Here is a 14047-nt window from a genome sequence, read left to right on the forward strand (position 1 = left end):
TTCATTATAATAAAGTCCATGAAAAAAGAAAAATCCCCAGTAAAGGGGACTTTTCACAATATCGTTAGAGCCGGTTCAGCATGGATAAGTTCCTTAATCCTGTTATATTCATCCATGATAGCGACCTTTGGCTTATGAGTGGAAAGCTTTTCTTCAGGTACCATTACGTACGAGATAATAATGACCACATCACCAGGTTGCACGAGTCTCGCTGCGGCACCATTTAAACAAACTACACCACTGCCTCTTTCGCCAGGAATGATATAGGTCTCCAAGCGAGCACCATTGTTATTATTGACAATTTGCACTTTTTCATTGGCAATCATGCCCACGGCTTCTAGAATATCTTCATCAATCGTAATACTGCCAACATAGTTTAAATTCGCTTCGGTCACCGTTGCCCGATGGATTTTGGCATTCATCATGGTTCGAAACATATGGGTTCCTCCCCCCGCCAGTCTAAATCGATAATCAGATTATCGATTAAACGAACCTTGGAAAATTTCACGGCAAGTGCGATGATAATCCTGCCTGTAAGTTCTTCCAAAGGTTTTAATTGTGGGTATGACAATATATCCACATAATCTATTATTCCACTTGAATGGCTGGTAATCATGTCTTCTATTATTTCAAATAATGAACCGGGATTCCGCTCCCCTTGTTCAATTGCCTGTTTAGCTGCTTGCAAGCTATTATAAAGAATCGGTGCTTGCTGTCTTTCTTGCGGCATGAGGTTCACATTGCGGGAACTTTTAGCCAGCCCGTCCTGTTCCCGGACAATATCGACGGCAACCAGTGCTACCGGAAAATTAAAGTTCGAAACTAATCCCTCAAGCACAGCAACTTGCTGGGCGTCTTTTTTACCAAAATAAGCACGGTCCGGCATCATGATATGAAACAACTTTGTGATGACGGTGGCAACTCCGTCAAAGTGGCCTGGACGTGATTTGCCACACAATACATCTGTGCGGTCTTTAACCGAAACAATGACTGTTGGCTCATTGGGATACATTTCGGTTACGGATGGATAAAACAAGTAATCCACTTGCTCGCTTTCAGCCAAAGCCCGGTCCCGTTCGAAATCCCGGGGATATTCGGCAAAATCCTCTGTTGGCCCGAATTGCAACGGATTGACAAAGATACTCATGACCACAATATCATTATCTTTGCGGGCATTTCTCACAAGTGTTAAATGGCCTTCGTGGAGATACCCCATGGTTGGAACGAAACCAATAGTTTTTCCTTGCCGCTTTTGGCGGGTTATCTCTTCCTGCATTTCCTTGATTCCTGTTACTACTTTCATGATTTACCTCCGTAGAGTCCGTTTAGCTCATGTTCTTTCATTGTATAGGAATGCTTATCTTCCGGAAATTGCAGATTCCGTACTTCGGAGGCATAGGCTTGGATTGATTCTACCATGAACGTGTTAACAGCATGGTATTGTTTTACAAACTTTGGCACCCGCTCAACACCGTAGCCTAAGATGTCATGATACACCAAGACTTGTCCATCCACATAGACTCCAGCACCAATACCGATGACCGGTATGGCCAGTGATTTGGCTATTTCTTCGGCCAGCTGTTTAGGGACACATTCCAAGACAATCGCAAAGGCGCCGGCTTGTTCACATTTTTTCGCATCATCCAGCAGTTTCTTTGCCGCTTCGGCATCCTTCCCTTGTACTTTATATCCTCCGATTACCCCTACTGATTGCGGCATCAAACCCAAGTGTGAGCAAACAGGAATACCTGCATTTACAAGGGCGGATATTTTTTCAATCACACCATCGGCACCCTCCAGTTTAACGGCATGTGCACCGGCTTCCTGCATAATCCGGCCAGCACTCACAAGCGTGTCCCTAACAGACAGATGATAGGTTAAAAACGGCATATCAGTTACGATAAACGTATCTCTGGCACCGCGCTTCACTGCCCTTGTATGATGGATCATATCATCAAGCGTTACAGGAATAGTAGAATCATAGCCAAGGACTACCATTCCCAAAGAATCACCGACTAGAATCATATCGACTCCGCCCTGCTCCGCCTGTTTGGCGGACGGATAGTCGTAGGCCGTCAACATGACAATTTTTTCATTGTGTTGTTTCATTCTCAAAAAATCAGTTGTTTGCTTCATTGCATTCCCTCCTCATTATCATTGGGGAGAGGCGACAAAACGGGTAAAAAGCATAATAAAAAGGATCCTTCTGAAGGCAGAGGATCCCCAAGTACTCTTTACGTGTTCCATCCCTCTGTCCCGGTCCGTTTTACGGATCTAGGCAGAAACCTTTTTCAATTTAGTAAAGTCTTAAAAAGGTGCAGTTCCATTGATACTGCCCATTCAAATTATATAAAATTTACAGAATTCTTTCAAGATATCATTTATTCTAGAGTTCAATATCAGCTGAATAGACATGATGAACAGTGCCTGAAAAGTCCTCCAGCCTTAATACCCCTTCATCGGTAATTCCCAAGGCTTTGCCCTCAATGACATTCGTAAGGGTGCGTGCTTTGATAACTTTTCCAATACTGACGGCATATCCCTCCCATAAAACCTTAATGGGATAAAATCCTTGTTTAAGATAAAGCAGATATAACTTTTCGAAATGGGTAAAAATGCTTCTTACCAGTGAAGAACGGGACACCAAGTTACCAGACTCGATTAACAAGGAGCTTGCTGTGCCTCTCAATTCAACTGGAAAGTCTTCTTGTTTTTGGTTCGCATTTAAGCCAATTCCGACGATAATGGAATGGATACGGTCTGCTTCCGCTTGCAGTTCTGTCAATATCCCTGTCACTTTTCTACCGTTAATCAAGATGTCATTCGGCCATTTTATTTCGGGAGATAATCCAGTTATCTCTTCAATTGCCTGGACAATAGCAACAGCAGTGAGCAGGGTTAACTGAGGGGCTTTGGTGAGCGGGATGTTTGGCCGGAGAATGAGACTCATCCAAATACCGGTATATTTAGGCGAATGCCATTTCCGGTTCAATCTTCCTTTACCTGCCAGCTGCTCTTCCGCAATAACGACCGTTCCTTCCTGTGCATTTTCCGCAGTAAGTTTATGGGCAATAAACTGAGTCGAATCCACGCTTTCTTGATAATAAATGTTTTTCCCGATAAACTGGGTGGTAAGTCCCAGCCGTATTTCATCCGCTGTCATTTTATCCGGGGTCTTCAGGATTCGATAGCCCTTTTTACGGACTGCTTCCAATTCAAATCCCTCTTTTCTCAGTTCCTCTATATGCTTCCAAACAGCCGTTCTTGAACAGCCGATGACTTCGGCCAAATGCTGTCCGGAAAGAAATTGTTCCCCCGCCTGTGTAAAAGCATCCAGCAGTTTCTTTCTTAATTCCGACTGCACTCCATGAGCCACTCCTTAATTCTGTGTTTTTCGTTGACTACGCTTCCTTCTACTACTGCCTTCTCAATGTGCAAAAGTGTTTGTTTCAGCCACGGGCCGCCGCTTTGTCCGTACCACTTAATCAAATCACTGCCCGTCACATCCAAGTCATTCCGCGCCTTTATCGGCAACTTTTGATAAACCTCTAACCAATGTTGCGCGCTGTCGATGTTTTGGATACCATTTAGAGCCAGAGCAAGTATTTCCGCTGATTGGATTGTATCGTACCCTGCTGTGTACAACTGGTAAACGGCCCAATCCTCCTTCAGCCTTTGTCTGGTGAAAACCAAGCAATCCTTGATTTCCTTTATTTCTTTCACGGGTAGACGCCATCCTCTTAAAAATGGTTCCACAGCTTCTTCTTTTACTTCCAAACAGAATAACAGAAGGCACCACATTTCTTTTTTGCTTAAATGTTCGCAGGGGAAATCCAGCAGTTTAGCGATTTTCCCCTCTTGTTTTTCCAATCCTGGCAAAAACAAATGCAGATTGGCATCCAATAATATTTTTAGGGCATTTTTTCTGTTATCACCCATTAATAGTTTTTCAAACTCCGCCCGTTTTCGTTCCACTGCAATATTGGCAAGAAGATGATGGAGCTCCGATAGCGCCTTGCTGGTCTCTGCCTCAATCTGAAATGACAGCTGGCTAGCAAACCGAACAGCCCTCATCATCCGCAATGCATCTTCATGAAAACGTTCATTGGCTAGACCTACCGTTTGAATGATTTTATTTTGGATTGCCATTTGACCGTTAAACGGGTCTATAACCCGGCCGTTTTTGTCCATGGCAATCGCATTCATGGTAAAGTCCCTCCGCTTCAGGTCTTCTGTCAGGCTGCGAATAAAGGCTACGCTCTTTGGCCTTCGGTAGTCCTGATATTCACTTTCTGCCCTGAAAGTAGTAATTTCATAATTATTCCCATTATGCAGGACCAAAACGGTACCATGCTCTATTCCAATATCGACTGTTTTTTTGAATAATGTTTTGACTTCGTCCGGAGTAGCCGAAGTGGCAATATCCACATCGCTGATTGGCTTACCCAGCAGGTAGTCCCGTACGGAACCTCCCACGAAATAAGCTTCAAATCCAGCATTCTCGAGTATCTTTAAAACGGGTACGGCGGATAAAAAGGGTTCTTTCATGCGAATCACCTTGATAAGAGATTAAAGTATATGGATTCATACTGTTCCACAATTTTTTTCGTGTTAAATTTCGTTCTCGCAAGCTGTTGTGCTTCCTGGGAGAATTGCTTATGCAATTTCGCGTCTCTCAAAATTTCAATACCTTTTTGCGAGATGGCTTCCACGTCACCCACTTCACAAATATAACCGGTAACCCCATGATCTATGACCTCGGGAATGCCGCCCACATTTGTACCGATGCAGGGAACACCGCAGGCCATTGCTTCTAAGGCAACAAGTCCGAAACTCTCTTTTTCTGATAATAATAGCATTAAATCACTAATGGAGTATAATTCCTCTAGATTCTCCTGTTTTCCCAAGAACATTACTTGATCTTCAATGCCTAATTGGGTGACTAGTTTAGAAACGATGGTCATTTCCGGCCCGTCACCAACAAGCAGCAGTTTTGCCGGCATGACGGCTGCCATTTTCGCAAATGCTTTCACCACGTCCTGAACCCGCTTTACCGCACGAAAATTAGAAACATGGATAACAACCTTTTCATTGTCTTTAATCCCAAATTCCGTTTTTAAATGCCCGGCATCACTTTTCTGATAAATTCGCTCATCGATAAAATTATAGACTGTTTGAATTTGTTGATCAGGATGAATCAGTTCATGTGTCTGTTTAACCAACGCATTGGACACAGCTGTAACAGCATCCGATTTTTCAATGCCAAATTTGATGGCGTCAGAAAGTGACGGGTCATAACCTAATACCGTAATGTCCGTCCCATGTAAGGTGGTGATGATTTTGATGTCCCGGCCTAACATTTGCTTAGCCAATATCGCACAAACAGCATGCGGAATCGCGTAATGGACATGAAGCAAATCAAGCTTTTCACGATTTGCCACCTCGGCCATTTTACTGGCCAAGGCAATGTCATATGGCGGATACTGAAAAACGGAATATTGATTGACCTCCACTTGATGGTAATAAATATTGTGGTAAATTCGGTTCAATCTGAACGGAATGCTCGATGAAATAAAATGAATTTCATGGCCTTTTTCCGCAAGCATTTTCCCTAATTCTGTCGCTACTACACCTGAACCGCCCACCGTGGGATAGCAAGTGATACCAATTTTAAGTTTTTTCATAGAAATTAATCTCCTAACAAATCACGCTGCAGCAGAATTGGCATTTTAGTTTTGAAGCCTTCTGCGAAATTCACGCCCACCTGCTTGCCAAACATTCTTTCTCTTGCCTCCACGGTTTCAATATAGCCGTTGACAAGCGGCGTGTTAAAGCTTTCATCAGTTCTCGTAAACTGGCTTTCATAGGCCCTTAAAGCTGCCAGTTTTTTTTCGATGAATGGGGATATATCAACCGCAAAGTCCGGCCGATGGAACCCATTAATCATATAAAAATATACCCGGTCTGCCTTGTGTGGCACGTTTGCCTCATTAGTATGGTATTTTTTAATACCTGCAGAAAAAACCGCTTCTTCCACAAGACGCGCGCAGTTACCGTGATCGGGATGACGATCTTCAAAATACGGCGCAAACACAAGCTTTGGCTTATAAGAACGAATCACTTCAGCAATCCTATTTATGTATTCTTCCCTCATATATAATCCTCTGTCAGGAAAACCCAGCGAGGTTCGATACGCTGCGCCCAAAATTTCAGCCGATTTGGCAGCTTCTTGTTTTCGCAGTGTAACGGATCCATTTGAAGAGAGATCGGCATCGGTTAAATCACAAATGCCAATTTGCTTTCCTTCAGAAGCGAGTTTGGCAATGGTTCCCCCCATACCGATTTCCACATCATCCGCATGGGCACCAAAAGCCAGGATATCTAACGTCTTATTCATTGTCATCACTTTCTTCATTTACAATTTGGCGCCAATCCATTAGGCCTTCATCAATTCCCCGAATTAATAGTTCTGCTGTTCCCATATTCGTCGCAAGCGGGACAGAATATACATCACACAGCCGCACAAGCGCGGTAATATCCGGTTCATGTGGCTGGGCAGTTAACGGGTCACGGAAAAAGAAAACCGCATCCATATTGTTTTGGGCAATCATGGCGCCAATTTGCTGGTCGCCGCCAAGTGGGCCAGACTGAAAGCGGGTGATCGGCAGCCCTGTCGCCTCATGAATCCTCGAGCCCGTTGTTCCGGTAGCGAATAAGTGATGTTTGGCAAATGTGAATTGATAGGCTGTTGCAAATTGGACTAATTCATCTTTCTTTTTATCGTGGGCAATTAAGGCAATATTCATTTGTAATATCTCCTAATCCAAAATATTTTCGAGTCCATATACAAACTTGTTTTGCTTCATCACGGTTTCAACCGCTACCCTTACACCGGACATAAAGGAGCTGCGGTCATAAGAATCATGTCTAATCGTCAAGGCTTGTCCATCTGAACCCAATAGAACTTCCTGATGGGCAATTAATCCTGGCAAACGGACTGAATGAATATGCATGCCCTCGTAATTGGCACCACGGGCACCCTGAAGGGTTTCTTTTTCGCTTGGATGTCCCTGTTTTTTGGCTTCGCGTACAGATGCGATCATTTGGGCTGTTTTCACTGCGGTTCCTGAAGGCGCATCCAGTTTTTTATCATGATGCAGCTCGATAATTTCCACATCATTAAAATATTTAGCTGCCATTTGGGCAAACTTCATCATCAATACGGCCCCGATGGCAAAATTAGGGGCAATGATGCAGCCAAGCCCTTTTTCTTGGCAAATCTTATCCAGTTGTGCCAAATCTTCCTGAGAAAATCCCGTTGTACCGACAACAGGCCTTACATTGTTTTCGAGAGCAGCCAAAGTATGATCCATTCCTGCCTCTGGAGTTGTCAGGTCGATTAAAACATCCGCTTCTTCCGTTTGCAGGCATTTCCTGATATCCGTGTATACAGGAACATTAGAAACAGTTTGGAACCCTTCTATGTCACTTAACATCATTCCATCATATTTGTGGTCAACGACTGCAATAAGGACAAAATGCTCCGTATTCGTTACCATTTTGACCGCTTCACGGCCCATTCGTCCCCGTGGACCTGCAATAATCACTTTAATTGTATCACTCATTACCATTACTCCTCCTGTTCCACTCTTGTCCAACGATTTTTATCCCTTGTATTAAATTTTTCCATGACGGCATCGTGTGCTTGCTCCAAATCAATATGTAACGAATTGGCCAAACAGATCAGGACAAATAGCATGTCACCGATTTCCTCATCTATTTCCTTTTTCGTCTCCGTTTCTTTCTTTGGCTTTTCCCCATAATAATGGTTTATTTCCCTGGCAAGTTCACCAAGCTCCTCTGATAGCCTAGCTAGCATGGCAAGCGGGCTAAAGTATCCCTCTTTAAACTGGCTTATGTATGCATCCACTTCATTTTGAAGCTCTTTCATTGTTTTGCCTTCTGACATCATATTCACCTCGCTATCGTTGGTCTGGTCACTATTCATGTTAGCTAAATTAACGCTGATTTACAAATGTTTTCGTTTTTCCGAACTGTTTTTCTGCCCAATTGCGATAACCTGTTTAATTCGATATAATAAAAACCGCCATTAGGGGAAAAACATGGAAGAGGGGGAAAGAAAATGATTTTTGGACTCAAAGTGAAAAATATCCTATTTATCCTATTGGGGTCAGCTATTATGGCTTTCGGACTTGTAAATTTTAATATGCAAAATAAATTGGCTGAAGGTGGTTTTACAGGGATTACGTTGTTGCTGTACTTTTTGTTCCATTGGGACCCATCCTATACGAACCTCTTATTGAACATTCCTCTATTTGTTATTGGCTGGAAAACATTAGGCAGGAATGCCTTTTTATATACCATCCTGGGAACAGTCGGTGTTTCTGTTTTTCTTTGGGTCTTTCAGCGGACGGTTATTGACATGCCGCTTAAGCATGATTTAACGCTCGCTGCCCTATTTGCGGGTGTTTTTACGGGAATCGGGCTGGGGATCATATTCCGGTATGGGGGAACAACGGGGGGAGTCGATATTATCGCAAGGCTTGTGCAAAAATATGCCGGCTGGAATATGGGAAAAACCATGTTTATATTTGACGCTTGTGTCATTTTCCTTTCCTTGATTACATACTTAAATTATAAACAGGCGATGTACACACTGGTTGCTGTTTTTGTAAGCGCAAGAGTGATTGACTTTATCCAAGAGGGAACCTATTCTGCGCGGGGCGCGATGATTATTTCCGAAAAAAATGACCAAATAAGTGATAAAATATTGCAAGTAATGGGACGCGGGGTTACCGCCCTTAGAGGATACGGGGTATATACACAAAGTGAACGTGATGTATTATATTGTGTCGTAGGTAAAAACGAAATCATGCGGTTAAAAAACCTAATAACTTCCGTTGACCCGCATGCCTTTGTCTCCATATCGGTAGTAAATGATGTGCATGGCGAAGGATTTACTTTGGATGAAAATAAAATGCCCATTATAGACTAAAAAGCAATGTCAGAGACATTGCTTTTTAATCGTCATTTCTATTCATGCCAGTAAAGATTAAGACCAACCTTAGTAGTTCGAGAACAGCAACTGCTGCAGCAGCTACATAGGTAAGGGCTGCTGCGTTTAATACCTTTTTCGCTTCTCTTCGCTCTCTTTGATCGATTAATCCTAGTGAAACCACCTGATTCATGGCTCGGTTCGAGGCATTAAATTCCACTGGCAACGTGACAATTTGAAATAGCACTGCGGCTGCCATAAAAATAATCCCAAGTAAAAGCATGCCAGACAGTTGAGCAAAAACCCCAATCATAATCAGGATCCATGAAACATTCGAACCAAAATTGGCCACTGGGACCAAAGCATGACGAAACCGTAAAAAGGCATACGCTTCAGAGTCTTGGATGGCATGTCCGCACTCATGTGCCGCAACAGCAGCCGCGGCAATGGAAGGACTGTGATAATTTTGCGATGACAAACGAACGGTTTTGGTACGTGGGTCATAATGGTCACTTAAGTACCCACGGACTTCTTCCACCCCAACATGATATAAACCATTGGAATTTAATATCTCCCTGGCCACCTCTGCCCCACGGCGATTGGAAGCAGATCCAATGCGGGAATATTTAGAATAGGTACCTTTCACTTTCAATTGAGCCCAAATAGGAATAAGCGCAATGATGACAAAGTAAAGAAGGAAGAACATATGATACCTCCTAACCAGCTCTTTTGACTAATTTTAGTAAAGCTGATTAGATGCGTCAATCTTTATGCTCCCTTGAGCGGTCCTTTTTAAGGTCCTTTTCCCCTTGATACTTCCTCCAGCCAACATAAGATAAAGTCATGATAATAATGCTTCCGGTTGATATAATCACCCACCATAAGGATGGGTCCGCCTCATCATCTTCGATATCGGCAAATAACTTTCTTAGATCTGCATCAAGTTTGTCAAGCTCTTGCTGCCCTTTTGTATCTTTGATAATTTGGGAACGATATTCATCAATGAATTTTATGCGAGCATCTAATCTTTGTATATTCTCTGCCGGCACATCAATTTTCATACTTGGATAAATAACGTTATATAGGGAAAGAAACGAATTAAAGCTTGAGTGAAAATCGGCGGAATTGCCATTAACAGCCGCTTCTTTTACCTTATGGAATGAATTCATGACTGGATCTTCCATTTCCGCCCATAAAGGCTGGTTGCTTGTTGCAATTGCATCCATGACAAGGCGGAACTTTGTAAGTTTATTGATTCGCTCCTCATGTCTCATATCGGGACTCACGGCGGCTTCCATAGCCTCATCTCGGGAGCTGTTAATAATCCTTACCTCATCCATTGTTAAGGGCTGCACTGAAACGGAAATACTTTCAAACTGATCAGAAAAGTAGTCAAGCATCTTTTTTGCGTCTTCATATCTATGAAACTTTACCATTTGAAGGGCTTCATCCGAGATGTCATCTAACTTGTCCATCGGTGATTGGGTTTCAGCTGTTACGGACATGGGTAATAGAAAACTAAAAATGGCAAATAAAAGGAACCACTTCATTCTCACTTCTTGTCCCCCCTTTCATTTCTATAAATGTATGAAGGGGTGGACAAGGTTAGACCATGATTATTATATTTCCAATTTAAAACGGTTGGTCCGAATACAGAAATAATAGGCTACTCCAATAGAAGTGATGGACAGCCAAAATGTAAAGTAACCAATTTCCGGTATGTATTGATTAAGCATTGAATAATTTGGCATCATAAAGAATACATAATCAATTATGTCATTATGCAAGGTCCAGATAGCTGCAACCATTAAATGCCAAGCTTTCATCTTATAAAACGGCGAGTACAAAACACCTTGCACCGCCATGGCAAAGTGGGAGCCAATTAACATATATCCCGTCCAATCCAGTTCTCCTTGGACCATTAAAACAAGGAAATTCATCACAACCGCCCAAATGCCATACTTAAATAAGGTTACAATCGCTAGAGCTTCAATCAATGGCCAATTCTTTTTTAATAAAAATGCCAGAAGCACGAAAACAAAAAATAGGCTGGCGGTCGGACTATCCGGTACAAAGGCAAGAAAAATAGGAGGTGTTTGTTCTAGTTGATAACCATACCAATAATAACCATAAACAGTTCCCGCTATATTGACCAAGAATAATAGCATCAAAACCGTACGATTTCCCAAGATGGGGTAAATCCAGCGCACTTATAAACCTTCTTTCATAGTAGCTCTTTTTGATATAAAGAAAACTCGCCGACTAGCGAGCCCCAAGAGGCGAAGACAGAGGCGTAGTTGCCACTTATATGTTCTTATTAGCTGAAAAAAGCTGAGGTAACCCTCAGCTTTTTCATTTCTATTTTTTCGCAATATCTGCGATGAATTCAGATAGCTTTTTAAGCTGTTCATCATCACCCTTGAAGACGCCAGCAGGCATTTTGCCTTTACCTTGTTTCGCAATCTTGGTTACATCATCGGCTGTTACCCCTGAGCCTACAAGCGCTGGAGCAAGAGCACCGCCCGTGAGATTTTCTCCATGACATGTGAGACAAGTGTTATCCTTGGCGATTTGATAACCTTCCGCAGTCTTATCAATATCGACTTTAGCCACAATTTTCCCTTGACGTTCTGCTGCTTCCCAATCATGTGTTGCGACAGATTGCCATGTTAAAAAGGTAATGGCCGCCAAAGCCAATAACATTAAGCCTGTAGCCAACGGACGTCTGCTTGGACGGCGTTCAGGACCATTATCAATAAATGGAGCTAATATTAACCCCCCAAAAGCAAGCCCTGGAATAACCATGGCACCGATGACCGTATATGGACCAGAAGCATACGAATATTTTAAAAGTTGATACAAGAATAAGAAATACCAGTCTGGCATTGGTATGTACCCAGTATCTGTCGGATCGGCGATCCTTTCAAGCGGTGCTGGGTGAGCAATGGTTAAACAAAGGAAACCGACAAGAAAAACGGCACCTACCATCCATTCTTTTAATAGAAAGTTAGGCCAAAACGCTTCGGTTTTCCCTGGGTATTCTGAGTAATCTTTCGGAAGTTTCGGTGTCCGCATTTCAGGCGCTACCACGCGTGAGTCGCCGACAAACTTCATACCTTTACCGCGATGCATCGAGCAATCCCCCTCCTTTTTCCGTAGAAATAGAAAATGATATTAGTCAAAATCAAAGTGGACCGGAGATACCTTGTCTTCGAATCATTACAAAGTGTGCTGCCATTAAAGCAAACAGTACAGCAGGCAGGAAAAACACATGGATTGCAAAGAAACGAGACAGTGTTTGGGCCCCAACAATCGTTTCATGACCGGCCATCAAGGTTTTAAGATAAGGTCCCAAGAATGGTACAGAGTCAACAATTTGCAGGGTTACCTTTGTTGCAAATAATGCCTTCATATCCCATGGAAGCAGGTACCCCGTTAATCCTAGTCCCATCATGACGAAGAATATAAGCACCCCAACAATCCAGTTTAATTCCCGGGGCTTTTTGTATGCACCTTGGAAAAAGACACGCAAAGTATGTAAAAACATCATAACAATGACTAAACTTGCTCCCCAGTGATGCATTCCGCGGACAATTTGTCCAAATGCCACTTCATTTTGCAAATAAAAAACGGATTCCCATGCATTCTTAATATCCGGTACATAATACATCGTTAAAAACATACCAGAGAGAATTTGGATAACTGTTACAAAGAACGTAAGACCCCCAAAGCAATAAACAAACGCGGAAAAGTGATGCGCCGGGTTTACATGCTCAGGTACTTCATGATCTGCAATATCGCGCCACATCGGCGTAATATCTAAACGTTCATCTACCCAATCGTAAATTTTGTTTAACATGATTACGCCCCTTTCCGTGGTTCGGCTTTCCCTAAGTATAGGTAACCATCTTTTTCTTTGTACGGATATACATCAAGTGGTGCTAATGGCGGTGTACCAGGTATGTTGGTACCATCTTTTTCGTATCGGCCGTAATGGCACGGACAGAAGAATTGATTAGGATGCTCCTTGTTAGAGTTCCAGTTAACCGTACAGCCCAAATGTTTACAAACAGGCGACAGGGCCACTATTTTCCCGTCATCATCCTTATAAACCCAAGCTGATTGGGTAACATCTGACTCATACCAAGCATCCTTCTGCTTGAAAGTAAAGTCGACCCGTACCGGTTCTTTTGTCAATTCTGCAACTTTTTGAGTGGTTGCAATAAATTCTCCGCCTTCTTCGGCCCTTAAAACAGGATCAACAGCAAATCTAACCATTGGCATTAACATTCCGGCTGCCATGAAACCGCCTACACCTGTTAACGTGTAGCTTAAGAATTGTCGTCTTGAAACTCGCTCCTTACTCATGCTTATCCCCCCCTATTCGCGAAGTAAGTCCAATGGACATAATAAATACATATAAAACTAGGACATAACAATGATACTTCAATCTTCCATGAAGGTCAATATCATACTATTTCAAAAATAAGCGTTACCATCAGTTTTCCTGATTTCCACGCCACTTTTGGGTAAAAAGAGGCATAAGCTGGCTTACCTGGCTGTCAACAAGGGTCATTTTTTGCCCATCATTCATAGTTTCAAGCGGTATAACCGGCAGCCAAATGAAGGAACCGTCATACTTTTCTTCCTGCTGTCTCCACTCTGCATCGGCAGTTAAATAAAAAATGTACTTAAATCCTGCTTCAGCAAGACTTACTTCCCATTTTTTCAACTGTTCTGCAGTTATTTCGCTTGATTCCGTCTTTAGGTATGTAAGTGGTGGCAGCAGCAATAGTCTTCCCGCAAACTGCCTTTCTACTTGTGAGGATAATAATGTTATAAATTCAACCGCTTCCGCTGATTGTTTCATTCCAGACTCTAAGGAGATGGAATACAACGGCAATACGGCTGTATCGATATATTCCTTTGCAGCCAAGAATGTTTGTACATCCTTTGGATTCCATTTCATTTCATAGCACCCACCTTCTAAACTTACTATATCACTTTAATATCTATTATCTCATTTTATCA

18 protein-coding genes are annotated in these 14047 nt (G+C 42.6%); 1 reads left to right on the top strand and 17 read right to left on the bottom strand.

The genetic code is table 11. The features are described from left to right. Positions 1-53 precede the first annotated feature (53 nt). From panD to ACY8D0_RS18755, 10 genes are all read right to left on the bottom strand, one after another. The gene (gene panD, locus ACY8D0_RS18710; protein WP_462412009.1) at positions 54-437 is read right to left on the bottom strand and encodes an aspartate 1-decarboxylase; all 384 of its coding nucleotides are present in this window, start codon (positions 435-437) and stop codon (positions 54-56) included. Beyond that, positions 422-1303, bottom strand: coding sequence for a pantoate--beta-alanine ligase (gene panC, locus ACY8D0_RS18715; protein WP_462412010.1), 882 nt, complete (start codon positions 1301-1303; stop codon positions 422-424). Before panC ends, panD begins: the two co-directional genes overlap by 16 nt. Beyond that, entirely contained in the window at positions 1300-2136 is an 837-nt protein-coding gene (gene panB / locus ACY8D0_RS18720; RefSeq protein WP_462412011.1) for a 3-methyl-2-oxobutanoate hydroxymethyltransferase, read from the bottom strand. The genes panC and panB overlap by 4 nt, the downstream gene beginning before the upstream one ends. 250 nt (positions 2137-2386) lie before the next feature. Next, positions 2387-3376: a biotin--[acetyl-CoA-carboxylase] ligase gene (locus ACY8D0_RS18725; protein WP_462412012.1), complete on the bottom strand. Its 990-nt coding sequence runs from the start codon at positions 3374-3376 to the stop codon at positions 2387-2389. Continuing rightward, positions 3349-4548 carry a CCA tRNA nucleotidyltransferase gene (locus ACY8D0_RS18730; RefSeq protein ID WP_462412013.1) on the bottom strand — a complete coding sequence of 400 codons (1200 nt, stop codon included), beginning with the start codon at positions 4546-4548 and terminating at the stop codon, positions 3349-3351. The genes ACY8D0_RS18725 and ACY8D0_RS18730 overlap by 28 nt, the downstream gene beginning before the upstream one ends. Positions 4549-4553: 5 nt before the next feature. Then, positions 4554-5684, bottom strand: a complete 1131-nt coding sequence (bshA, locus tag ACY8D0_RS18735) for an N-acetyl-alpha-D-glucosaminyl L-malate synthase BshA (RefSeq protein WP_462412014.1) — start codon at positions 5682-5684, stop codon at positions 4554-4556. Positions 5685-5689: 5 nt separating this feature from the next. Next, entirely contained in the window at positions 5690-6397 is a 708-nt protein-coding gene (gene bshB1 / locus ACY8D0_RS18740; protein ID WP_462412015.1) for a bacillithiol biosynthesis deacetylase BshB1, read from the bottom strand. Next, entirely contained in the window at positions 6390-6806 is a 417-nt protein-coding gene (gene mgsA, locus ACY8D0_RS18745) for a methylglyoxal synthase (RefSeq protein ID WP_462412016.1), read from the bottom strand. Before mgsA ends, bshB1 begins: the two co-directional genes overlap by 8 nt. A 12-nt stretch (positions 6807-6818) precedes the next feature. Continuing rightward, positions 6819-7625 (bottom strand): 4-hydroxy-tetrahydrodipicolinate reductase, encoded by an 807-nt coding sequence (gene dapB / locus ACY8D0_RS18750; protein WP_462412017.1) that lies wholly within the window; start codon positions 7623-7625, stop codon positions 6819-6821. 5 nt (positions 7626-7630) lie between these two features. Continuing rightward, a complete protein-coding gene (locus ACY8D0_RS18755) occupies positions 7631-8008 on the bottom strand; it encodes a nucleotide pyrophosphohydrolase (protein ID WP_462412018.1) in 378 nt (125 codons plus the stop codon). Between the two features lie 135 nt (positions 8009-8143). Between ACY8D0_RS18755 and ACY8D0_RS18760 the strand changes: the two genes are divergently transcribed. Beyond that, a complete protein-coding gene (locus ACY8D0_RS18760) occupies positions 8144-9016 on the top strand; it encodes a YitT family protein (RefSeq protein WP_462412019.1) in 873 nt (290 codons plus the stop codon). A 25-nt stretch (positions 9017-9041) separates the two neighbouring features. On the opposite strand, the gene ACY8D0_RS18765 is transcribed toward ACY8D0_RS18760, so the two are convergent. The 7 genes from ACY8D0_RS18765 to ACY8D0_RS18795 all read right to left on the bottom strand — a co-directional run bounded on the left by ACY8D0_RS18765 (position 9042) and on the right by ACY8D0_RS18795 (position 13985). Beyond that, positions 9042-9722, bottom strand: a complete 681-nt coding sequence (locus tag ACY8D0_RS18765; RefSeq protein WP_462412020.1) for a zinc metallopeptidase — start codon at positions 9720-9722, stop codon at positions 9042-9044. Positions 9723-9777: 55 nt separating this feature from the next. Then, on the bottom strand, positions 9778-10566 hold the full coding sequence (gene ypjB, locus ACY8D0_RS18770; protein ID WP_462412505.1) for a sporulation protein YpjB: 789 nt from the start codon (positions 10564-10566) through the stop codon (positions 9778-9780). Positions 10567-10635: 69 nt separating this feature from the next. Then, positions 10636-11226: a lipoprotein heptaprenylglyceryl N-acetyltransferase LhaT gene (lhaT, locus tag ACY8D0_RS18775; protein ID WP_462412021.1), complete on the bottom strand. Its 591-nt coding sequence runs from the start codon at positions 11224-11226 to the stop codon at positions 10636-10638. A gap of 148 nt (positions 11227-11374) precedes the next feature. Then, a complete protein-coding gene (locus tag ACY8D0_RS18780; RefSeq protein WP_462412022.1) occupies positions 11375-12148 on the bottom strand; it encodes a c-type cytochrome in 774 nt (257 codons plus the stop codon). 52 nt (positions 12149-12200) lie between these two features. Next, positions 12201-12875 (bottom strand): menaquinol-cytochrome c reductase cytochrome b subunit, encoded by a 675-nt coding sequence (gene qcrB, locus ACY8D0_RS18785; RefSeq protein WP_462412023.1) that lies wholly within the window; start codon positions 12873-12875, stop codon positions 12201-12203. A 2-nt stretch (positions 12876-12877) separates the two neighbouring features. Beyond that, on the bottom strand, positions 12878-13384 hold the full coding sequence (locus ACY8D0_RS18790; RefSeq protein ID WP_462412024.1) for a Rieske (2Fe-2S) protein: 507 nt from the start codon (positions 13382-13384) through the stop codon (positions 12878-12880). A gap of 130 nt (positions 13385-13514) precedes the next feature. Beyond that, complete coding sequence (locus ACY8D0_RS18795; protein WP_462412025.1) at positions 13515-13985, bottom strand: YpiF family protein; 471 nt, start codon at positions 13983-13985, stop codon at positions 13515-13517. Between the last annotated feature and the right edge of the window lie 62 nt (positions 13986-14047).

The sequence above is a fragment of the Neobacillus camarae genome, from assembly GCF_054950115.1.